The sequence below is a fragment of the Methylotenera oryzisoli genome, assembly GCF_004661485.1.
In the GTDB taxonomy this organism is placed as follows: domain Bacteria; phylum Pseudomonadota; class Gammaproteobacteria; order Burkholderiales; family Methylophilaceae; genus Methylotenera; species Methylotenera oryzisoli.
In genome coordinates this window covers 1-20918 of sequence record NZ_PQVH01000007.1, presented here as the reverse complement: position 1 = coordinate 20918, position 20918 = coordinate 1, and the positions used below count along the sequence as shown (strand labels likewise).

The 20918-nt window shown below is 42.2% G+C and carries 30 protein-coding genes; 21 read left to right on the top strand and 9 right to left on the bottom strand.

The features are described 5' to 3' along the window. Window positions 1-11: 11 nt before the first annotated feature. The 3 genes from dnaB to C3Y98_RS04540 form a co-directional block, all read right to left on the bottom strand. Window positions 12-1364, bottom strand: coding sequence for a replicative DNA helicase (gene dnaB, locus C3Y98_RS04550; protein ID WP_135276931.1), 1353 nt, complete (start codon window positions 1362-1364; stop codon window positions 12-14). After that, the gene (locus tag C3Y98_RS04545) at window positions 1365-1805 is read right to left on the bottom strand and encodes a phage regulatory CII family protein (RefSeq protein ID WP_135276930.1); all 441 of its coding nucleotides are present in this window, start codon (window positions 1803-1805) and stop codon (window positions 1365-1367) included. Window positions 1806-2010: 205 nt separating this feature from the next. Continuing rightward, window positions 2011-2286 (bottom strand): transcriptional regulator, encoded by a 276-nt coding sequence (locus tag C3Y98_RS04540; protein ID WP_135276929.1) that lies wholly within the window; start codon window positions 2284-2286, stop codon window positions 2011-2013. Between the two features lie 79 nt (window positions 2287-2365). On the opposite strand from C3Y98_RS04540, the gene C3Y98_RS04535 reads away from it, so the two are divergent. The 21 genes from C3Y98_RS04535 to C3Y98_RS04440 all read left to right on the top strand — a co-directional run bounded on the left by C3Y98_RS04535 (window position 2366) and on the right by C3Y98_RS04440 (window position 15600). Continuing rightward, window positions 2366-3046 (top strand): helix-turn-helix domain-containing protein, encoded by a 681-nt coding sequence (locus C3Y98_RS04535; protein WP_135276928.1) that lies wholly within the window; start codon window positions 2366-2368, stop codon window positions 3044-3046. Window positions 3047-3055: 9 nt separating this feature from the next. Continuing rightward, window positions 3056-3637: a hypothetical protein gene (locus C3Y98_RS04530; RefSeq protein ID WP_135276927.1), complete on the top strand. Its 582-nt coding sequence runs from the start codon at window positions 3056-3058 to the stop codon at window positions 3635-3637. 68 nt (window positions 3638-3705) lie between these two features. Continuing rightward, window positions 3706-4536: a BRO family protein gene (locus C3Y98_RS04525; RefSeq protein ID WP_135276926.1), complete on the top strand. Its 831-nt coding sequence runs from the start codon at window positions 3706-3708 to the stop codon at window positions 4534-4536. Window positions 4537-4756: 220 nt separating this feature from the next. Further along, entirely contained in the window at window positions 4757-4957 is a 201-nt protein-coding gene (locus tag C3Y98_RS04520) for a hypothetical protein (RefSeq protein WP_135276925.1), read from the top strand. 10 nt (window positions 4958-4967) lie between these two features. Next, window positions 4968-5684, top strand: a complete 717-nt coding sequence (locus tag C3Y98_RS04515) for an SUMF1/EgtB/PvdO family nonheme iron enzyme (protein ID WP_209308743.1) — start codon at window positions 4968-4970, stop codon at window positions 5682-5684. Window positions 5685-5745: 61 nt separating this feature from the next. Next, entirely contained in the window at window positions 5746-5919 is a 174-nt protein-coding gene (locus C3Y98_RS12755; RefSeq protein WP_167759900.1) for a hypothetical protein, read from the top strand. 238 nt (window positions 5920-6157) lie between these two features. After that, window positions 6158-6358: a hypothetical protein gene (locus tag C3Y98_RS04510; RefSeq protein WP_167759899.1), complete on the top strand. Its 201-nt coding sequence runs from the start codon at window positions 6158-6160 to the stop codon at window positions 6356-6358. After that, window positions 6355-6603, top strand: a complete 249-nt coding sequence (locus tag C3Y98_RS04505) for a hypothetical protein (RefSeq protein WP_135276923.1) — start codon at window positions 6355-6357, stop codon at window positions 6601-6603. Before C3Y98_RS04510 ends, C3Y98_RS04505 begins: the two co-directional genes overlap by 4 nt. Then, the gene (locus C3Y98_RS04500) at window positions 6600-7076 is read left to right on the top strand and encodes a hypothetical protein (RefSeq protein WP_135276922.1); all 477 of its coding nucleotides are present in this window, start codon (window positions 6600-6602) and stop codon (window positions 7074-7076) included. Before C3Y98_RS04505 ends, C3Y98_RS04500 begins: the two co-directional genes overlap by 4 nt. Beyond that, window positions 7073-7762 carry an HNH endonuclease signature motif containing protein gene (locus C3Y98_RS04495; RefSeq protein ID WP_135276921.1) on the top strand — a complete coding sequence of 230 codons (690 nt, stop codon included), beginning with the start codon at window positions 7073-7075 and terminating at the stop codon, window positions 7760-7762. The genes C3Y98_RS04500 and C3Y98_RS04495 overlap by 4 nt, the downstream gene beginning before the upstream one ends. Continuing rightward, window positions 7722-8039, top strand: coding sequence for a hypothetical protein (locus C3Y98_RS04490; protein WP_209308742.1), 318 nt, complete (start codon window positions 7722-7724; stop codon window positions 8037-8039). The genes C3Y98_RS04495 and C3Y98_RS04490 overlap by 41 nt, the downstream gene beginning before the upstream one ends. An 11-nt stretch (window positions 8040-8050) precedes the next feature. Continuing rightward, complete coding sequence (locus C3Y98_RS04485; protein WP_135276920.1) at window positions 8051-8308, top strand: hypothetical protein; 258 nt, start codon at window positions 8051-8053, stop codon at window positions 8306-8308. Between the two features lie 46 nt (window positions 8309-8354). Further along, window positions 8355-9275 carry an SUMF1/EgtB/PvdO family nonheme iron enzyme gene (locus C3Y98_RS04480; protein WP_135276919.1) on the top strand — a complete coding sequence of 307 codons (921 nt, stop codon included), beginning with the start codon at window positions 8355-8357 and terminating at the stop codon, window positions 9273-9275. Between the two features lie 61 nt (window positions 9276-9336). Beyond that, on the top strand, window positions 9337-9588 hold the full coding sequence (locus C3Y98_RS04475) for a hypothetical protein (protein ID WP_135276918.1): 252 nt from the start codon (window positions 9337-9339) through the stop codon (window positions 9586-9588). Beyond that, complete coding sequence (locus C3Y98_RS04470; RefSeq protein WP_135276917.1) at window positions 9581-10372, top strand: four helix bundle protein; 792 nt, start codon at window positions 9581-9583, stop codon at window positions 10370-10372. The genes C3Y98_RS04475 and C3Y98_RS04470 overlap by 8 nt, the downstream gene beginning before the upstream one ends. After that, window positions 10369-11379 carry a DNA methyltransferase gene (locus tag C3Y98_RS04465; RefSeq protein ID WP_245234319.1) on the top strand — a complete coding sequence of 337 codons (1011 nt, stop codon included), beginning with the start codon at window positions 10369-10371 and terminating at the stop codon, window positions 11377-11379. Before C3Y98_RS04470 ends, C3Y98_RS04465 begins: the two co-directional genes overlap by 4 nt. Further along, on the top strand, window positions 11379-12362 hold the full coding sequence (locus tag C3Y98_RS04460) for a reverse transcriptase/maturase family protein (protein WP_135276916.1): 984 nt from the start codon (window positions 11379-11381) through the stop codon (window positions 12360-12362). Before C3Y98_RS04465 ends, C3Y98_RS04460 begins: the two co-directional genes overlap by 1 nt. A 4-nt stretch (window positions 12363-12366) precedes the next feature. Next, the gene (locus tag C3Y98_RS04455; RefSeq protein WP_135276915.1) at window positions 12367-12597 is read left to right on the top strand and encodes a DUF4224 domain-containing protein; all 231 of its coding nucleotides are present in this window, start codon (window positions 12367-12369) and stop codon (window positions 12595-12597) included. Window positions 12598-12621: 24 nt separating this feature from the next. Next, a complete protein-coding gene (locus tag C3Y98_RS04450; protein WP_135276914.1) occupies window positions 12622-13671 on the top strand; it encodes a tyrosine-type recombinase/integrase in 1050 nt (349 codons plus the stop codon). Between the two features lie 1073 nt (window positions 13672-14744). Next, entirely contained in the window at window positions 14745-14942 is a 198-nt protein-coding gene (locus C3Y98_RS12930) for a DUF2490 domain-containing protein (protein WP_135276941.1), read from the top strand. A 109-nt stretch (window positions 14943-15051) separates the two neighbouring features. Then, on the top strand, window positions 15052-15600 hold the full coding sequence (locus tag C3Y98_RS04440; RefSeq protein ID WP_135276913.1) for a peroxiredoxin: 549 nt from the start codon (window positions 15052-15054) through the stop codon (window positions 15598-15600). A gap of 243 nt (window positions 15601-15843) precedes the next feature. Here C3Y98_RS04440 and cheZ read toward each other — a convergent pair whose 3' ends face one another. From cheZ to fae, 6 genes are all read right to left on the bottom strand, one after another. Continuing rightward, complete coding sequence (gene cheZ / locus C3Y98_RS04435) at window positions 15844-16533, bottom strand: protein phosphatase CheZ (protein WP_135276912.1); 690 nt, start codon at window positions 16531-16533, stop codon at window positions 15844-15846. Between the two features lie 2 nt (window positions 16534-16535). Beyond that, window positions 16536-16934 (bottom strand): chemotaxis response regulator CheY, encoded by a 399-nt coding sequence (gene cheY / locus C3Y98_RS04430; RefSeq protein ID WP_015832190.1) that lies wholly within the window; start codon window positions 16932-16934, stop codon window positions 16536-16538. Between the two features lie 211 nt (window positions 16935-17145). Next, window positions 17146-18216 (bottom strand): protein-glutamate methylesterase/protein-glutamine glutaminase, encoded by a 1071-nt coding sequence (locus C3Y98_RS04425; RefSeq protein WP_135276911.1) that lies wholly within the window; start codon window positions 18214-18216, stop codon window positions 17146-17148. Window positions 18217-18248: 32 nt separating this feature from the next. After that, complete coding sequence (gene cheD, locus C3Y98_RS04420) at window positions 18249-18857, bottom strand: chemoreceptor glutamine deamidase CheD (protein ID WP_135276910.1); 609 nt, start codon at window positions 18855-18857, stop codon at window positions 18249-18251. Beyond that, complete coding sequence (locus C3Y98_RS04415; RefSeq protein WP_135276909.1) at window positions 18854-19738, bottom strand: CheR family methyltransferase; 885 nt, start codon at window positions 19736-19738, stop codon at window positions 18854-18856. Before C3Y98_RS04415 ends, cheD begins: the two co-directional genes overlap by 4 nt. A 306-nt stretch (window positions 19739-20044) precedes the next feature. After that, the gene (gene fae / locus C3Y98_RS04410) at window positions 20045-20608 is read right to left on the bottom strand and encodes a formaldehyde-activating enzyme (RefSeq protein ID WP_135276908.1); all 564 of its coding nucleotides are present in this window, start codon (window positions 20606-20608) and stop codon (window positions 20045-20047) included. Window positions 20609-20918: the final 310 nt, after the last annotated feature.

Here is a 20918-nt window from a genome sequence, read left to right as displayed (position 1 = left end):
GATTTTTTTGCCTACTCATACGCATTCCTGAAGTTCTCAAAACGCATTAAATGCGGCACAAATGTTGTTCTAACCATACCTATTGGCCCGTTACGCTGCTTAGCAACAATTAGCTCTGCTGTGCCTTTATCTGGCGTGTCAGGGTGGTAAACTTCATCACGGTAGATAAAGAAAATATTGTCAGCATCCTGCTCTAAACCACCGCTATCACGCAGATCACTCATGACAGGTCGTTTATTAGGGCGCTGCTCAAGGCCACGGTTTAGCTGAGCCAAGGCAATAATTGGTATGTGTAGCTCTTTAGCAAGTAGCTTTAATGCGCGGGAAATATCGGCCATTTCATTGGCCCGGCTATCATTGCCAGTGGTGGCAATCAAACCAATGTAATCAATCACAATCAGGTGAAGCTCACCCTTTAGCTCACGATGTAAACGCCGTGCACGGGCGCGAATATCATTCACATTCAACGTGCTCTCTTCATCTAGGTAGATGCCAGCGTCTTTTAAGTCATGCACAGCCTTAGTGATTAAAGACCACTCATCATCATTCACACGCCCAATGCTAACGCGCTGAGCAGGCAAACGCGCCACACTAGATAGCAACCTCATACCTAGCTGGTTATTAATCATTTCAAGGCTGAATACAGCAGCATTCTTGACTTGCTTAAGCGCAACGTTCTCAACGATATTTAGCGCCAGAGAGGTCTTACCCATACTAGGGCGCGCCGCGATGATATTAAGCTCACCAGGCTGCATGCCTGTCGTCAACTTGTCTAAATCATCAATACCGGTGCGCAAGCCAGTGACATCATCATGACTCTCGCGCATATACATTTCATCAATCTTATCGATGACAGAAACCATCACATCACCAACTTTTTGCATAGTGTTATTAGCGCGGTTTAAACTATCCCCAACGGTCATCCAGCGACTTTGTGCAAAGTCCAATAAATCCCTTGCGGTTAATCCATCGCGCTTGCTTATTTTTTCGGAAATTTCGGCGGAAATTGCGCCCATTTTGCGCATAAGCGAGTAATCTCGCACAATCTCTGCATATCGATACACATTCGCAGCACTTGGCGTATTTTGAATGATATTAATCAGATAAGGTAAACCACCAGCATCATCAAGTAATTTGTGACGATCTAAGAACTCACCAACAGTCACAACATCAACCGGCTTTGATTCTTCCATCAGCCTGCTAATCGCACGAAAAATCATGCGGTGCTCACGCGGGTAAAAGTCATACTCGGTAATCACGCCAACCAGCTTGTCATAAGCAGTGTTGTCGATAAAAATACCGCCAATTACACTCTGCTCTGCCTCTTCGTTATACAAAGGCTTTATATCGTTATCACTAGCCATTTAGCGCACTACCCGCTTAACGCCTGCTTTAAACTCAAGCAACCTAGCAATCACTTCATCAACTTCCACTGATAAAGCGTCATATTCTTTATTGGTATAGTTACCATCGGCATAAGCTGATTGAAACGCTGACGCCACATCACCAAGCTCTTTGGTGGTACCCATAAACAAATCAAGCAACCCAAGGTCACTCTCAGGCACATCAGGAACCTTCATAAAGACACCGCCAGCTTTAGCTGCAAAGTATTCAGCTGCATCCTGGTTGCGGTTGGCAAAGTCCAGCATCATTTCAAACTCTTCAATGTTTAAATGATGCGTTTCACTGTTAGGGTTAAGCTTGTTGCGTAATACAACATCACCCCGTGCCATTAGGCTAGCTAAGCCTGCAACTGATCCTGGAAACTCATGGCCAACTCGATAAGCTAAGTGTTTGATAGTCAACGTTCGTACTCCCGATTAAAAAACGTATTTATACTTTTAAATCAATAACATAATTTCACACATACCAACTCAACACGCAAAAAAAAGCCCCAAGCAGCGTGGCGCTACAAGGGGCAAGCGGGAGAACAATATGCAAGGAAATACGACTGTTGAAAAACACCAGAACAATCAACTGGTAAAACACTGTATACATGTGCAGAAACGATCATGCTGCACTCCGCATGTGCTCAGGCAAACCGTCTTGAGGATGAGGGTAAATATCAGGACGCAACTGATGTGGTGTAACTTGCCAATCAACCGCTTTACAAGCTTTAATTACATGCCTCTCAGGAATCCCATTAACGGTAACATTCAACCAATTCCAAACATGAGCTTGCTTAATAGGCTCTTCACCAGTTGCCAAAGCATCAGCAAGACTTTGTTGTTTTCCACCAAGCAACTCAATAATTTTTTCGAGATATATTTTCATGTTGTCGACCATTTTACAAGTCTACTTGTATTTAAGTCAACAAGTTTAATTGTTTGATTAATTACAATCAAAATTGTATTGTGAGCTCATTATGAATACATACGCATCAAGGCTTAAGCTAGCAAGAAAACATGCGGGATTGACTCAATCCCAGCTTACGGAACTATGTGGCAATGTCTTTACTCAGCAAAATCTTTCATTGCTTGAAAAGACAGATGGGAAAGGTTCAAAATTTACCTTGCAAATTGCAAATGCATGTGGAGTTAACCCAGATTGGCTAGCAACTGGATTTGGTGATATGTTAGAACAAACACCTGTATTCTCTAGACAAGTGAGTCAAAAGCTAGGTGACTACAACGTAAAAGTAGGAAACACAATTAAAGGAAAGTGCCCAGTGATATCTTGGGTTAGAGCTGGCGACATGTGTGCACCAGAACATGTTTTTAGTTTTAATGACGCCGAAGAGTGGAGAGAATGTCCAGTACCTCATAGCAGTAGCACTTTCGTTTTAGTAGTAATTGGGGACAGCATGCATCCAGAATATATTGAAGGCTGGGACATATTTGTAGATCCAACAATTCAACCAAATCACAACGATGATGTTATTGCTAGAGATGAAACAGGGAAAGCAACTTTCAAACGCCTGCAAATCACACCAGAAGGACGATACCTTTTAGCACTAAACCCAGAACATCCTGAAAGAAAAATTAAAGTGCCAGAAGGAACCACAATCTGCGGTGTAGTTATTTACTCAGGAAAAAAAAGAAGGTAATACACAGAAATGAAAGAAGATGAACTGCAAGGGGTTGTTGCTTTTGCCGCTATTGTAGGCGGCATTTTTTGGTGGATTTTCAGCATTAAAACAGGCGCCATTGCCGCATTAATTACATTAGCTACAGTTCTTTACATTTTATACCGAGCTAAAAATGAAGAACAAACACTCCCGCCTATCAGCCTAACAAATGGGAAAAACTACTGGCTGAATATTAAAGACATAAATACCAGCCAGTTAGATATTGAATCCAATGCTGGCGCATACAAAGATATGTTCAACTTTGAAGCTGTTGGTGAATCAAACTATCAGAAAGCCCTTACATCCCTCATGCCCAATGACGGGAAAATAGAAGATAAACACAAGGCGTATTTTATTGCAAATCTGATTCTTGAAGATGATAACAAGTTTGATAAGAACGCAATTGCAGTTGAAATACTTGGCCTAAAAGTTGGCTACATTCCAAAAGAAGAAAACAAACAACTAAGAAAGCAGCTGAAAACGATCAGCAAGAACAGGTCATCTTTCAGCTGCGCTGCTAGCATTATAGGTGGCAACAATAAAAGCTACGGCGTTTGGTTAGATATATAAACCAAATAGACAGGCAAGCTACTAATTAATAAATAACAATACATTTCTTTCACATATAATAATATTTTATGCCTAAAATTGATAACTCAATCATGTCCAATATCGACGTATTCCACTTTGATGATGATAAAGAAAACTTTGAAACCTTTGCGCTACAAAACGGATTCAGGTACTGGCTAGCCTCAGACCTAGCTGCAATGCTTGGATATCAAGACACAGATGCCACAAAAAAAGCTATCAACAAAGCCATGACTGTATGCATGACGCTTAATATCCCAGTTGCTGAAAATTTTGCACAAATAGCAACCGATGCAGATAAAAATGATTTCAAGCTATCAAGATTTGCATGCTACTTAACCGTGATGAACGGCGATGTTAGAAATGAAAAAGTTGCAAAAGCACAAGCATACTTTGTAGGTCTAGCAGAAGCCTTTCAAGAACATTTTCAACAATCAGAATCTGTAGAACGCGTATTAATTCGTGGAGAAGTTTCTGAGCGCGAGAAAACGCTAAGCGCAACAGCCAGCCAGCACGGTGTTATTAACTACCCACTTTTCCAAAATGCCGGCTACAGAGGCATGTATAACATGAATCTAGGAAAACTAAAGTCATTTAAAGGGCTACAAGACGGCTCTTTACTAGACTTTATGGGGAAAGAGGAATTAGCTGCTAATTTATTTAGAATCACACAAACAGAATCAAAAATTAAAAAAGAAGGCATCAAAGGACAGTCAAACCTTGAAAGAACAGCCGAGGGTGTTGGTAGAGACGTAAGAAACACCATGATAAAAATTAGCGGGACCACCCCTGAAAGCCTGCCTCTTGAAAATGACATTAAAAAGGTTAAAAAAGGCATCAAAGTTACACACAAAGAGCTCACAAAGCTTGATAAAAAATAAATAACTCAAGAAATATAAAAAACCCGCCTCTGAGCGGGTTTTTTTACGCCCATCCAGTTATACGCTTAATTCGTATTACTCACCAACCGCCCATCGAGGCGGTTTTTTGTTACTTAAACTCCATACAATTAAAATACAATTAAACTTGTTGACATAAATACAAGTTAGCTTGTATATTATTTCAAACGCCACACCTAAACCGTAATTTAGGAGTTTGAAAATGCCAGCAACAGCAGACTTACAAACAGCATTTAATACCTCACAACTCCCTAGGTTGGGCTACACGTTTGAACGCGCCATGCAGAGTAAAGCATTGGTGACTTGTTTAACTAGGCTGGCACAACGCAAAACACCGCAGCAGCCAATACCAAAAAATTCGCGGAAAAATGCCGCGCAAACTTACTGGTACAACAAAGATTAAGGTAAACACCATGCAAACAGAAATGAAAGCAGCCATCAATACAGATTTATTTGTCACCGTACCAGAGACAACACTGCCATGCGGCATCGTAGTGCCAGCATTCATGGTTGGAAAGTACGCCACCAGCCAATCAGATGATGGCAAAGCAATCATCGTGGCAGACCGTAAGCCGTGGACAAACATCAACTACCACAACGCCAATGCAGCATGCATTGAAGCTGGCTACCAGATGATTACAGAAACACAGTGGCTAGCTATTGCGCATAACGTAGCTAACGTGGATGCCAATTGGACAAAAGGAAAAGTAGGCGAAGGCAAACTATTCCGAGGCATACGCGAAGGCAACGTTTCATCAGCACAAGCTGGTGATTTTGAGCCTACCGATAAGAAAGAGCGCCGCTGGCTAACCCTAAGCAATGGTGAACAAATCTGCGACCTAAATGGCAATGTCTTTTCATGGGTATTTGACGACCTACACGGCGATGAAAAAGGCGTTATCAACAAATCATTTGACACCACAGACCCATCAATATCAACAGCACCCTACCCTACCCTAGAAAAAGGCATGGGCTGGCGACCAAACTACGAAACATCATGGTCTGGCGTTGCGCTCGTCCGAGGCGGCTACTGGCTCTCGGGCGACCGCGCAGGCGTGTTCCGTCTCAGCAGCGGCTGGCCCGTCGACGACTACGGCGGCGTCGGCTTCCGCTGCACCAAGAGTCTCTAGTCACTTGCCACCTATCCAGCACGCTGTGTAACGGCGGGCTGGTTTAACTGAAAGGTTAATCATGAATTTACAAATTGCAGAAAACACGAATATTCGCACCGTTCAAACCATTATTGACGAAGCAAAAGCGCTTGGCCTTCGTGTGGTGCATAAACCTGAACCAAAGCCAAGCAACGTGGTATCGCTTGAAGCACATCGCCAAATGATGGCTAGCGTTAGTGCAGAGCGTGCTTAATCATGGTTGAGTTTATCAAAACACACTACTTAGCAATTGCAATGACTGCCTTTGCACTTGGGTACCTTGCTTCATGGGTCAGTCATGGCAAGTTGATTCAAAGAATCAGATATACCCATTACTACATGAACCACGGTCATCACACACTTAAAAATGCATGGAATTACGCAGGGAGAACAATATGAGCTCAGTAATCTTAAATTCAAAAAGATTATCAATAGGATTAAACAATTCAAAAATGGACTTATCCACATGGACGGTGGAAGGTAAAGATTATGTCAATTCCTTAATTAGCATATGGGCTGGTGATGCTCACTGGCAAGCAGACTTAGATGCAGATAAAGCACAAGCGATTATCGATCTACTACACCTGCATATTGCCAATATTAAAGCCAACGAGCTTGAAGTTTTAGCATTGCAAACAAAGGCAGCAGCATGACCGCACTCATCATCTTCGGCAGCACGTTTATTTTAGTGTTCGCGCTGGGATTCCAAAGCCTAAACGTAAACAACGGCCATTACAAAGCTGCGTTCTTTACCAGCTTTGCTATTGCGCTATCTAACTTAGTGCTATTTAAAACAGTACCACAAGCCGGAGCAATGGAAATAGCCGCCTACTTAACATCTGGCCCATTTGCCATCATTGCAAGTATGTGGGCGCATAAACGCTGGGTGAAGAAATGAAAAAGCCACGTAAAAAATATAGACCAAAACCATGTGGCGACACTAGAAGCATCCGTCTATTAGCCATGAAAGAAGACTTTGACGAAATTGAAGGTGTATTTCGCCAGCTAAAAACAGGTGATCTGATAGAAGCAAAAGACCCTAAAAATGGAGAGTGGGTGCTGGTATATAAAAAGGCAGACGGCACGATCTGCTACTTGCTAAAAGTGGCAACAGAATGGGTGAACTTCTTTGCAGAGTTAGCAACGCACTACATGCCAGATTACAACGACAAGCCAATGCGCAAGCTGCTTACAAAACTACGCATCGGACAAACACTTGATATGCAAACCGTACTAGATGCTGAGAAGGTACTTGATGTGCAGCGTAGATTGTTTTTGATAGCTGATGCGAAGGTTTACAACGCGATTGGCTCAAAACATGTAGATGACTTTTACGAGTTTTCAGATCGTGGCGAAAAGCTTGCAGCATGACCAAATCGCTCAACAAAATAGCCAAGAGGCGCACCTGGACGGATGAAGACAAACGCATGATCGCCCTACTTTATCCATGCAGCAATACAGAGGCATTAGCAAAGCTATTTAATGCCAACAAGTGCCAGGTATTCAATATTGCAGGCAAGGTAAATGTAGCTAAGTCACAGTGGTTTAAAGACAGCCCAATGTCTGGCAGCTTAAAGCACGACAACAACGCTGGCAAAGCTTTTAGATTTAAAAAAGGCCAAGTACCGCCAAACAAAGGTAAAAAAATAACCCCGCATCCAAATGCAATTAAAACGCAATTTAAGCCAGGGCAAGCATCACCCAACCGCAAACCTGTTGGCACTTACAGAATAGTTGAAGACGGCTATTTAGAAGTAAAAATGGCAGATGGCCCGCGCCAATGGAAATCTGTAAGCAGATTGGTTTGGGAGCGATGTAACGGCAAGATTCCAGACGGACACATGATCGCTTTCATTGATGGCAACAAGCTAAATGTAGAGATCACAAACTTAAGGTTGATGAACAAAGCAGAAAACGCGCATCGCAACCACCCCAAGAAATACGGCAAAGAGTTTGCCCAGGTAGCACAGTTAAAAGGCGCCATTACTCGGCAAATTAACAAACAAAGGAAAGAACATGAACAACGACATTCAAGCACTCAGATCACACCTGTTTAACACTTTGACGGCCCTACAAGATAAAGATAACCCAATGGATATTGATAGAGCCAGAGCAATTTGCCAGGTAGGTGATGTGATTGTAGATACAGCTAAAGCTGAAATTGATTTCATGCGCGTTAACGGCAGTATCGAAACACAGTTCTTTCAGAAACCAACACCGCCAGCACAAATTTCAGCACCAGCTGCTAAACAGGCAATTGAGCAAAAACCCACGGGAAAAAACCGCGCAACAATAATAGTTGAAGGCAACGTGACAACTCACATAGCCAAGTAAGCGAGAAAACAATGGACATATTAATAAAACACATACCAACTGGATCATCTGTCGAATTGGGCGGAGATACACAAAAACGCAGGCTCTACCTTGGCGAGATTAGCAATGGCTACGGCATGCTATGGAAAAGTAAAGAAGACTATGAAAACAAAAAATCATGGCAAGTAATGGCAGCAGAATCATCACGAGTAAAGAACGTAAAACTCCCAGAAGGCTTTGATATTGAAAACATGGCCGACTGCATTAGAGACAAATTTGTCACAAATTAACCGCAGCAAGTAAACCATAAGCAGTATTTAACCACTAGGAGAAATCATGAACACTATCACGGACCATAAAGAGATTGGCTTATATCCAAAGTATAAAGTAACTAGGACTGACGGACAAAGCGCACCAGGACAAAAGCACGAGAACTCTGAATACTTTGTGCTTAACCTAACAACAGACAAGCACGCCATTCCTGCAATCAACGCTTACGCAAAATCATGCGAGAAAGAATACCCACTACTTGCAGATGATTTACGCACGATTGTACGCAGCAATATGCAGGCAAATGATGAGTTTGTAACAGTGCCTGAAACTACCCTACCAAACGGCACGGTGGTACCGCAATTTAACGTAGGAAAATACGCCTGTAGCAAGTCAGATATCGATACAGCCATCATCACCGCAGACCGCAAACCATGGCATAGCATTAACTTTCATGACGCAAAACAGGCTTGTATTGATGCTGGCTATTCACTGATCACTGAGCTGCAGTACCTGGCAATCGCACATCAAATTGTTAACCAAAATGAGAACTGGACAGGCGGTAAAGTTGGCGAAGGTGAAGTTTACCGCGGCATCCATAAAGGCAAACTAAACGAAGCCCAAGACGGCCACTATGTAAGTGATAAACCGACAGAACGCCGCTGGCACGTATTAGCTAATGGTGAGCGTGTTTATGACTTTAGCGGCAACATCTACAGTTGGGTGTTTGATGACGTGCAAGGCGATGAAAATGGCGTGATTGCCAAACCATTTGCAGAAGACTCACCCACAAAAACCACAGCACCATATAGCAACAGAGAGCATGGAATTGGCGACACATCTACTGGCCGTGATTGGTCTGGCTCTGCGCTCATCCGGGGCGGCTGCTGGCGCTCGGACGACCGTGCGGGCGTGTTCTATCTCCTCGGCGACTGGCCCGTCAGCGACCTCAACCGCGTCGGCTTCCGCTGCACCAAGAGTCTCTAGTCACTTGTCACTCATCCAGTCCGCTGTGTAACGGCGGGCTGGTTTAACTAAAGGATTGAATATGGCGCAATTTAATGGGATAGAAATAGTTAGCTCACCGCATTTGCCAGTACTTGTTCCGGTGCTTAAATTGAGCGACCGCATTAGCTTAACTGATAAATTCAGGGAAAATTTTGACAAATACTTACTAGATTTATTTGGAGAAAAACCTTTCATCATCTCTATGGGCAGAAAGCTTTATGCGCACCCAGTGGTGATTAATTGCATAAAACAAGAAATTGATAAAAAAACAATGGCGGTATTCCATGTCTGATTTAAAACCAATCAAAGGCATCGAAGTTACTTTCACTGCCACTGATCCACACGTAGAGATCAGCGAAAAACTGCAAGCCCAATATCCGCATCACCTGGTATTGGTACAGTCCGGAACATGGCTACATGCTTTCAACAAATCAGCTTACGCACTACACACGTTAAAGCAATACAAAATCAGGCTTGCTGGGCCAGCTAACAAACCTCATTTATTGGTTGGTTTTCCGGTTGCCAATTACAAACAGCGCTTATGGCCAATCATGGATGAGCACAATATTTCCTATGTTGTGGTCAATAAAAACGACATCGATGTATGCGAATCATCTGCTCCCAGCTATGCATTGGATGCAATCTCAGATGACATCGTGCACCAGGTAATTGCAGATCTAATCTCTAGCAAACAGCTAAAAACTGCAACCACAGCAAAAGCACTAGCCAACCCAGATACACAAGAGTTTATATTCAAAACCAAAGCCGGTGATTTAGATACATTGCTATTACAAGACATCATCAAACTACCGCGCGATATCCGTGCCACATGGGGCGAAAACGTGCGCCAAACCATGCATAGCATCATGCGCAGCATCTATTTATACGGCAATGAGGATAACAAGCCACAGCTACTAAAACTACTATCAGCAGATGTGGATTTAATCCGCCATTACATATGCCAGGCACAAGCACTAAACCTATTCAAAATCTCATTTGAGTATCGAGTAGGCTTAGTGGTCGAGCTTGGTCGCATCTTAGGCGGCTTACAACGCGCAAAAAGGACAACATCATGATCGATACAGGGTGCGCTCTGGAAAGTCTGGCAATGCGCTCATCCGAGGCGGCTACTGGAACTCGGACGACAATGCAGGCGTGTTCAATCTCAACAACGACTGGCCCGACAACGACAACAACAACGTCGGCTTCCGCTGACCCAACATTACAACACCTAGACGCTGGCCATGCCGCCACGGAAGGATCAATCTTGGTCGAGAGCATCCCGCAGAAACCTGCGAAAGCAAGGCAACAAGCCAAACCGAAAACCGCAGCAGCGCCTACGGGTGCTGTTGTGGAAAGCGGCAAGAAAGTAATTGGCAATGCAACCTTGTATAACATGGATTGTATTGAATACATGAGAAGCTTAGAAGATAAAGCTTTTGATTTGGCAATAGTAGACCCTCCATATGGCATAAATGCACCAAGCATGAGTATGGGACAGAACCTAAACCGCAATGATGGCTTTAATCGTGGTGAAAGCACGGCAGTTAAAGCACGCAAAGGCCGTTTGAACTCAGGGGGGGGTAAGTTGAAAAACAGACTTCTAAATACCTCTGATATTGGCTGGGATGATGCAGTTCCTACACAGGAATACTTCAATGAATTATTCCGTGTATCAAAGAACCAGATTATATGGGGCGGAAACTACTTTGATTTACCACCTACGCGCTGCGTAATTTGTTGGGATAAATGCCAGCCGTGGGAAAACTTCTCACAGTGGGAAATGGCGTGGACTTCATTCGATAAACCAGCCGCATTGTTTTCATATTCAAATACTGGCGGCGCTAATAAAGATAAGAAAATCCACCCTACACAAAAACCGGTAGAGCTTTACAAGTGGCTATTAAGTAAATTTGCTAAAGAAGGCGACAAGATACTAGATACGCATTTAGGCAGTGCATCCAGTGTTATTGCGACAAATGATATGGGCTTTGAAATCGTAGGAACAGAATTAAATGAAACATATTTTGATAATTTGATAGAGCGTGTTGCTTATGAGAATAAGCAAATCAGGATGTTTTAATGAGCGACTTCACCAACATTATCAGCCTAGATAACCTACACTCATGCTGGCTTAAAGCCAAACGAGGCAAAGGCAGCAGTCTACGCATGCAACGCTTTGAAGCGGATGCGCTCAGCTACCTGACAACTATTCAGCAACGCCTACGCGCACGCACCTATACCTTTGGAGAATATAAAACATTCACTGTGCGTGAAAAGAAATTTCGTGATGTTGTAGACGCACCAATGAAAGACCGCATCGTTCACTGGATGCTGTATCAGTATATGCTACCAATCTGGCAGCCTAGGTTTATACATGACACATTCGGCAACTTACCAGGGCGTGGCAGTAATGCAGCAATAGACCGTGTTGCTCAATTCGCCAGACGCGAAAACACATCATGGGTGCTGCAGCTGGACATCAGCAAGTATTTCTACTCAGTGCCACACGCACAACTTAAATTACGTGCATTGCGCCACATTGGCGACCACGATGTACGCCAGTTGCTTATAGATCTAATTGATTCATACCGCACCGGCAATAACTACGATCACCTGTTTGCAGAGGATAGCCTGTACCGCACCAATCAAAACAAAGGCATGCCAATCGGCAACCTAAGCAGCCAGCTATTCGCAAACATCTACCTGAATGACTTTGATCACTGGGTTAAAGAAACGCTAAGAGTTAAGTATTACGTGAGATATGTGGATGACATGGTGATACTTGGCCAAAGCAAAGAACAACTGCAACAGATCTGCAAACTGATCACAGAAAAGCTATCAAGTGAAGGCATTACCATTCACCCCAAAAAAATACGCATAGCGCCTACGGCCGCTGGCATTCCATTTTTAGGCTATGTGATATGGCCGCACCACGTTTCAGCCGGCGCATATCTGCGCACCAGGCACATCAGAACATTAAGGCAGCATGAGTCTGGCATTTACGATCGCAGCAAAGCGCTAAACTCTTATCGCGCAGCATTAGCACATACTGGGACTTATTAAATATATGTCACTATTTTTAACACAAGATGAAGTAACAGAGCTTACCGGAATTGGGCGTGGCCGTAATGGCTTAACACGCAACCAATTGCAGGTGGAGCAGCTTCGCTTGATGGGAATAGCTTTCCATGTAAACGCTGCAGGGCAAGCCAAAGTAGCGCGAGCAGTTATCGAAGGAAGCAAGTCAGTACCATCACCAAAGACCACCACTTGGCAGTCCCCGCTTCTCAATTTTTAGAAAGTAGAGTAAATTATGCCGCCTATGGGCAGAAAATCTACCGTTAATAGCAACCTACCGCCACGCATGCGTGCAAGAACGCAAAAAAGCGGAGTGACTTATTATTATTACGACACTGGCAAAAAACCCCGCGTAGAAATCCCACTAGGTTCAGATTACATACTTGCAGTAAAGAAATGGGCAGAGCTACATCAAGAGCCAACACCTGTTCCAGCCATGCCAACGATTGAAACTGTATGGAATAGATACGTTCAATATGAGCTAATCAAAAAGCCAGCATCCACGCAAAAAGACTACAATAAGTGCATCAAGCAAATACTTAAAGTATTTAACAACCCACCTGCCCCATTAGATTTAATTGAGCCGTTTCACATAAGAAAATACATCGACTATCGCGGGAAGTCAGCAGAGACTCGCGCCAATCGGGAGCGGTCGCTAATTAGTTTACTATGGAATTATGCCAGGGCAAATGGTTACACAAGCAAAGCCAATCCATGCACCGGAATCACAGGATTCACTGAGAAAAAGCGTGACGTTTACATTGCTGATGAGGTTTATGCTGCAGTTTATGCGTGCGCAGATCAACCGACTAAGGACGCTTTGGATTTGTCGTACTTAACAGCGCAGCGCCCTGCTGATGTCATTAAGATGTACCAAACAGACATTCAGGAAAACAAACTTATCATCACACAAAATAAAACTGGGGCAAAAATTAGCATCAACATAATTGGCGAGCTTGAGCTGGTGATTAAAAGAATTAAAGCTCGTAAAGAAACATTCAAAGTGCACAGCCTTGCACTTATTGTAGACGAACATGGTAAGCCGTTATCTCAACGCGCAATTTGGACTAGGTTTGATAAAGCACGCAAACAAGCTGCAGAAGACAATCCAAAATTAAAAGCACAAATTGAAGAGTATCAGATCAGAGATTTACGCGCTAAAGGCGGCACAGATAAAGCGGTTGATCAGGATGATATCCGCCAGGCACAGAAGCTTTTAGGCCACTCAAGCGTGGTAATGACAGAGCGCTACGTTCGTGAAATTCGCGGTCAAAATGTTGACCCAACTAAGTAAAAACCGCTCCGCAAAATTAAATACTACCGCGCCAATAAAGGCTTTCAAAGCAGTAAAAAGCAAATAATTGCGGAGCGGTAATCGGGCTGTAAGTGTCGCCAATGCTAGAAAGTGCTGTTAGATGCTCTATCCACTGAGCTACGGGGGCGGTTATCTTGTAAGCCTTATTTGGTGAGGACTTTAGTGGCATTACAGTAAATTTCAGTCCGCAAAATTAAAATATTGCAGGCGTGATTATACATTGCTAACACTCAATATTTATATAGGAATTTAATCGTTAGGACTGTTATCAAGCTCACTCAATAAATTGCAAATATCATTATGGAACTACCATCAATCTAAAGATTTATCACAAAACTACAGGGTCAAATCCTTTCAATAAAGGTTTGATATCAATTTGAAGTTAGATTAAATCCTATTAACAGTTTGAAAATAAATTTATAAACTCTGTGGCAATCAACCCCCTAAACTAGCTAAAATCGAATCAACAAGTCAGAGAATCAAAGAGTTGATTCAATTTGATTTAGTAAAACACCAGAGAGTTTTGGGAGAATTAAAATTAGAAGATGACATGGGCTTAGTAGCAATGCGTTTAACTACCCTGCTTAGCCCTGAAAAGAAAGGCTCATAAATAGGAATTCCGCCAAGAACAAATCTACTTATGAGCCGTGGTAGTGCTTTTACATAACATTAAACACAAATAAAATGCGCCATGTGTCTATGCATATTATATACGTATGTAAATAATTGCAACACGTGGCCTGATAGTATATTTAATAAGAAAGAATACTAAAATGGCCTTATATTTAATAAGTTACGATTTAATTCAAACAAAAAATTATCCTAAATTGCATGACGCAATACGGAAGTATGGAAATTACTGCAAGCCACTAGAATCAACATGGATCATACAGACAGCCGATACAACTATAAATATTCGTGATTATTGCTTGCAATATATCGATATCGACGACAGATTGTTCGTGGTTAAATTGGAGGCTGATACGGCCGCTTGGTATAACCTACCTGCTGACGTTCCCAACTGGCTAAAAGCACGCTAATTAAAGGGGCCTCTGCCCCTTTATTACTTACAATCATTTACCACACAGGTCAAATCCAGCTTTGATCAAAATAGATTATTCCTAGGCGTGGGAAGAAAAATCCTTACAACAACTAATTTAGAAGTTAGATATCTAAACCAGTATGTAGCCATGAGTTCGCCAGATAGAATGAATCATGTTATTGCCATCAATATCACCCAATCTTTTTGAGTATAAAATCCCTGTTAAATAAATAAACCGCGTGGGAAATAGTTAAAAACGATGCTAACATCCAGCAGAATGCATCATCTCAGTACAAAAAACTAATCGAGGTTATTACATGTTTATTAAGATTCTATTCTACGTAGCAGTCATATTAGTTGCGCTCATTGGTTATCGACATTATGCACTCAAGCAACCAAGTTTAATTATTGGTGAGAATGCACCGGAATTTACTTTACCAGATAAAAATGGCATTCAACACTCACTATCCGATTACAAAGGAAAGTATGTTGTGCTGTATTTTTACCCTAAAAATGACACACCAGGCTGTACCAAAGAGGCTTGCAGTTTTAGGGACGATTTATCTAAATTAGAACAATTGAATGCCAAAGTAATCGGCATTAGTGTGGACTCAGAGGCATCGCATCAGAAGTTTGCAGAGAAATACCACCTTCCCTTCACATTACTGGCCGATGTCGATGGACATGTCGCAAATGCATACTATGCACTCACCAATCTGATCTTCATTAAAATTGCCAAACGCTATACGTTTTTAATCGACCCAGATTCAAAGCTGGTTAAAATTTATAACAATGTGGATGTTTCTAATCATTCTCAGCAAATTATTGACGACCTAACTAACATGCAGAGCGTTACAAAGACTTAATCTGAGCAATTGTGTAAATGGACAGAGCACTTAACATCTAGAGCCCTTAATATGTAGAGCCATTACATAAAGATGCAACAGAAAAGTGGCCAGTCGCCGATGGGTTACTACTGAAGAAATTTCAGCTGTTAAACTTTTTGATTTACCAATGAGATATGCATGAACGCATATATATGAAAGGCTCACAAAATGATTACACTGTCATTTTGTGAGCCTTACAGTGGCGTAATAAAGGGTAATTTCCTAGAAGCCTAAACTATCAAGCAAGTCATCCACCTGCTCTTGGCTAGCCACAACATCCACTGCACCTGGGTCAATTTGCGGCCCATTCATTAGTGATGCATTATCGCCAGCGTCAGCTTTAGCTGCTTCCGCATCTTTTTTAGGAATTGCCGGTGAGAAGTCAATCAACAACTGTACCAGCTGTTGCTCTAACTCTTGTGCCAACCCAGTAATTTTTTTAATTACCTGACCAGTCAAATCCTGAAAATCCTGCGCCATCATGATATCCATCAATAAGGCTTTGGTTTCTGCAGTGTTTTTACCTGCCATTGTTAAATACGCAAGCGTGTCATTGGCAGCCAAATTATATTCACTCTTTAACGAAGGCTCACGCATTACATCTTGCCAGCGCTGCTGCAATGCTGTGGCCCCAGCGGCTAGTTCTTCTTGTAACGGAATCGCCACGTCAGTTGCATTTAAAACACGCTCAGCTGCCTGCTCTGTCATTCTGGCTACATAAGCCAAGCGATCACGTGCATCTGGGATATCCTGCGCAACCTGCTCTAAAATCTTATCTAATCCTAAACCACTTAAACTATCATGCAAGGTTCTTGTGACATGACCGACACGATTAAGAATCTCATCACTCGATGACAACCCCAATGGTGACTCTGCATTTGAAGCTTGTTGTGGTGTGGCTTCGCTAGTCATGGTTAAGCCCCTGCTTTCTCAAGCTTTTCGAATATTTTTGATAATTTTTCATCAAGTGTTGCAGCCGTAAAAGGCTTTACCACGTAACCATTAGCACCAGCCTGTGCTGCAGCGATAATATTTTCTTTTTTAGCTTCAGCCGTCACCATTAAAACAGGAAGCTTAGAAAGCTCAGCATCGGCACGAATGTTCTGCAGTAATGTCAAGCCATCCATATTGGGCATATTCCAATCGGATACCACAAACTCAAACCCACCGCCTTTCAGCTTGCTTAGCGCTGCCACACCATCTTCTGCCTCATCCACATTGGTATAGCCCAACTCTTTAAGCAAGTTGCGAACGATTCTACGCATCGTAGAAAAATCATCCACAACCAGAAACTTAGTATTTGTATTTGCCATGCTCCACTCCATTAGTATTAACTATTCCTGATGCTGCTAACTTTACATTACGCTTCAACATCATGAATAAATTCTATAATTTTTTATATATTGTACTGACTTATGACAAAGCCTGCTTTATTAACTCAAGATACTAGATTAATACAGGGACCATGCTGTCATAAAAACCAAATTAGTACTCACCATCTAGCACTATAGGGATAACAGATGCTTACACCCTTAATGCACGGGCGCTATTCAGCATCAAATGATTAAGCACCAGCTTTGGCAAATCATTTAAATGCGCAACCTCATCCACACCACCGTGTGCTACAGCTTCTTTTGGCATGCCGTAAACCACACAACTCTCTTCATTTTGGGCAAAATTATAGGAGCCTGCGTTTTTCATTTGCGCCATACCCGCTGCACCGTCTTTGCCCATGCCGGTCAAGATGACGCCAATCGCATTTTTACCCGCATGTAATGCTGCTGAGTCAAACAACACATCGACTGAGGGCTTGTGACGATTTACTGGTGGAGCATCACTTAGTTCCGTTACATAATTGGCACCACTTCTAGCCAACAACAAATGCTTATCCCCTGGAGCAATATAGGCATGCCCAGGTAAAATACGCTCTCCACCCTCTGCTTCTTTAACGGATATTTGGCATAAAGAATTTAGTCTATTTGCAAAAGATTTAGTAAAGCCTGCAGGCATGTGCTGTGTAATTAATATGCCAGGACAATCTGACGGCATCTGCAGCAGAAACGATTTAATTGCCTCGGTTCCGCCTGTAGAGGCGCCGACAATTAACAACTTTTCACTACTAATCAGTGGATTACGCAACTGAGCTGGGCGCGCCTCAGCGTTTGCGGCTACAGGATGACGGCTAGGCGACGAAACTTTTGCTTGAGAAGCTGCTCGGATTTTATCCGTGATTTCATGCGTATACTCACGCATTCCCTCCGTGATGGACATTTTAGGTTTGGTCACGAAATCTGTTGCGCCTAACTCCAATGCACGCATAGTGATTTCTGAACCTTTTTCAGTCAGTGTGGACACCATCACAACAGGCATAGGACGTAATCGCATCAACTTCTCTAAGAAATCCAAACCGTCCATTTTTGGCATTTCCACATCAAGCGTTAATACATCAGGATTTAATTGCTTGATCATCTCACGTGCAATCAATGGATCTGGTGCAGCCCCTACGACCATCATATCTTTCTGGTCATTAATTATTTCTGTGAGCAAGCTGCGGATTAGTGCTGAATCATCAATAACAAGTACTTTTATTTTCATTTGCATATTCTCGTGTCTTGTTGCTCATTCAATTAAAACAAATCAATTGCACCACCGACATCAGTAGTCTTAAGCTTGCTTGCGTAAACCTCTTCACGTTTAAACAAGGTGTCATTGTGCATTTGTTTCAGTTTCTTCACTAAAACCCGGCCGGTTTTAGGAAAGAAATAAACTTTTCTAGGATAAATATCTAATAAATCTTCACCTGTAATGCGTATCCCTTCAGCATTCAGGTACTTCCTGACAAAAATGGCGTTACGATCGCCCACATTGGTCGTAGTAAAACTCTTCAATACATTACCACCGCCAAATATTTTAGCTTCCAAATTCTCACGGCGTGCACCATTACGTAGTAATTGATTAATCAAAACTTCCATGGCGTAAGTGCCATAGCGCATAGATTCAGAAACTGGGCTATCCCTATCTGCTGCTGCACTATCCGGCAACATAAAGTGATTCATACCACCTATGCCTGTCTTACTATCACGTATACAGGCAGACACACATGAGCCTAACACGGTCACGATTAACATATCTTTATCGGTAAAATAGTACTCGCCAGGCGCTATTTTGGCTGCATTACAATCAAAAGTGCGGTCAAAATACAGCGTAGTAGAAATCTCTTCTTCTAGCATACTCATGACGTTTTCTCTTTTGCTTGATAGCTAGAACGCTTCTGTTGGCTGCCGTCACTTAGCGTGTACACAGTTTTACCTTTTAAATGAAAAGCATCTGACACATACAGAAAATTCTCTGAATGGCCTGCAAATAATAGTGCATGAGATTTCATCAATGGTACAAATCGGCTCAAAATCTTAGATTGTGTAGGTTTGTCAAAATATATCATTACATTTCTACAGAAAATTGCATCAAAAGGCTCGTGCAATGCCCAACTCTCATCAAGTAAATTAAGCTGGCTAAAATTAATCATCGCCTTCAGCTCTTTTTTCACTGCAACCGATCCTTCATTAGGGCCTGAACCTTTAAGAAAGAAACGCTTACGCCTCTCATCAGAGAGTTTACTCACTCGTTCATAAGGATAAATTCCACGTGACGCAGTAGACAACACATTAGTGTCTATATCAGTGGCAATAATTTCAACGGGGGGATTCAAGCTGCCGAACGCCTCACAAGCGGTCATGGCAATGGTATAAGGCTCTTCACCGGTAGATGCAGCAGAACACCAGATACGAATAGGTTTTTTAAGTGATAACAGATGATCCGCAAGGATAGGAAAATGATGCTCTTCACGAAAAAATGAAGTTAGATTTGTAGTAAGGGCATTAGTAAAAGCCTCCCACTCGGTAGCGTCGCCTTGGCTTTCAAGGTCATCAAGGTACTGCTTGAAGGATGTTGCGCCTAAAACACGTAATCTTCTGCCAATACGGCTATAAACCATATCAGACTTAGCTTCAGATAAAGAAATACCAGCATGGCGATAAATTAAGTGGCGTACTCTGGCAAAGTCTTGAGCAGTAAAGTTAAACTCTCGCCCTTCATCGTGCTGCTCTTTTTTCAACATTAAATATTCACCACGTAATTATTGTAAATCACTAGCTGCACCAGTTTGGTACAAAGCACTTTAGCAATATGCTTTTGGCACTTTTAATTTTTTATTTATTAATATGTTGCTGCTAATCGCTTAATTAAAATTTTAATTATTAATCGACAATATTAATGTAATGACTATGCAGCAATGCAAGATGTAAATATCGACAAAACCGCTTAATTAAAATTGGCTTTTTGACATTTTCATCTTAAAACATTGCTCCACATCACTTCTTACATAATTACTACTTTTTATTACTTATTACTACGTATTACTGTATTACTTGTCTGTTGCTCTTCTGTTTTTGTCTGGTGCAGCAAAAGGGTGTGCTGAATCTTTGTAAACTTTCAACAAATCAGCCGCTTTTGGCTCACGTGCAACTGCGCTCTTAATCGCTTGTTTAGTAGCACGGTAGTTCCAATCTTGAATACGGTCGTCCATATCCGCAGATTGGTCAATAAATACACCAACAGAAATAAACACATCATCAGCTTCTTCAACTGGGATTGTGCCATCTTCAACACACTCCATCACAGCCATCGCAACACCGCGTTGTGCTGGGCCAAACATTTGCACAGATTGTCTAGTGTTTTTCAAAGTCACTTTATTAAACATCACTGTGTTTGGTTTTACCATCAGGTTAGGTGCAACAATAGCTAACAAGCCATTCACACCTTCTTTTTGATCAGTTAGTGTACGGCAAAATGCATCTTCTGCAGCGCTACCACGTGGGCCCATTACAAGGTCAATGTGAGCTACATTTTTCAGATCTAAACCACTACCATCTGGGCGATCTTCAATCACCAACGCTTCACCAATTAATACACGATCAATAACAGCCATTTCAGTCTCCTAGAACTTCTTAATAAATTTCAAAATTAACTACATTGTTACATTTGGCAGTCGAGTGTAGCGTTTCTGCCAATTTTCACTTACAACTTACATATGGTGGATAACGTTACACTCACCACCTTACTTTATGCTTTATTACAACCTTAGTTGAGTCACTCACTAACGATTACCCTCTATTGTAAACCATTAGGCACCCTGAGATAAAATCAACTTACTAAAACTCTTCCCAATCGCCATCATCACTGTTCGTTTTAACGCTCAGTTTAGCTGGCGCAGGTCTGACCACTTGCGCAACTTTACT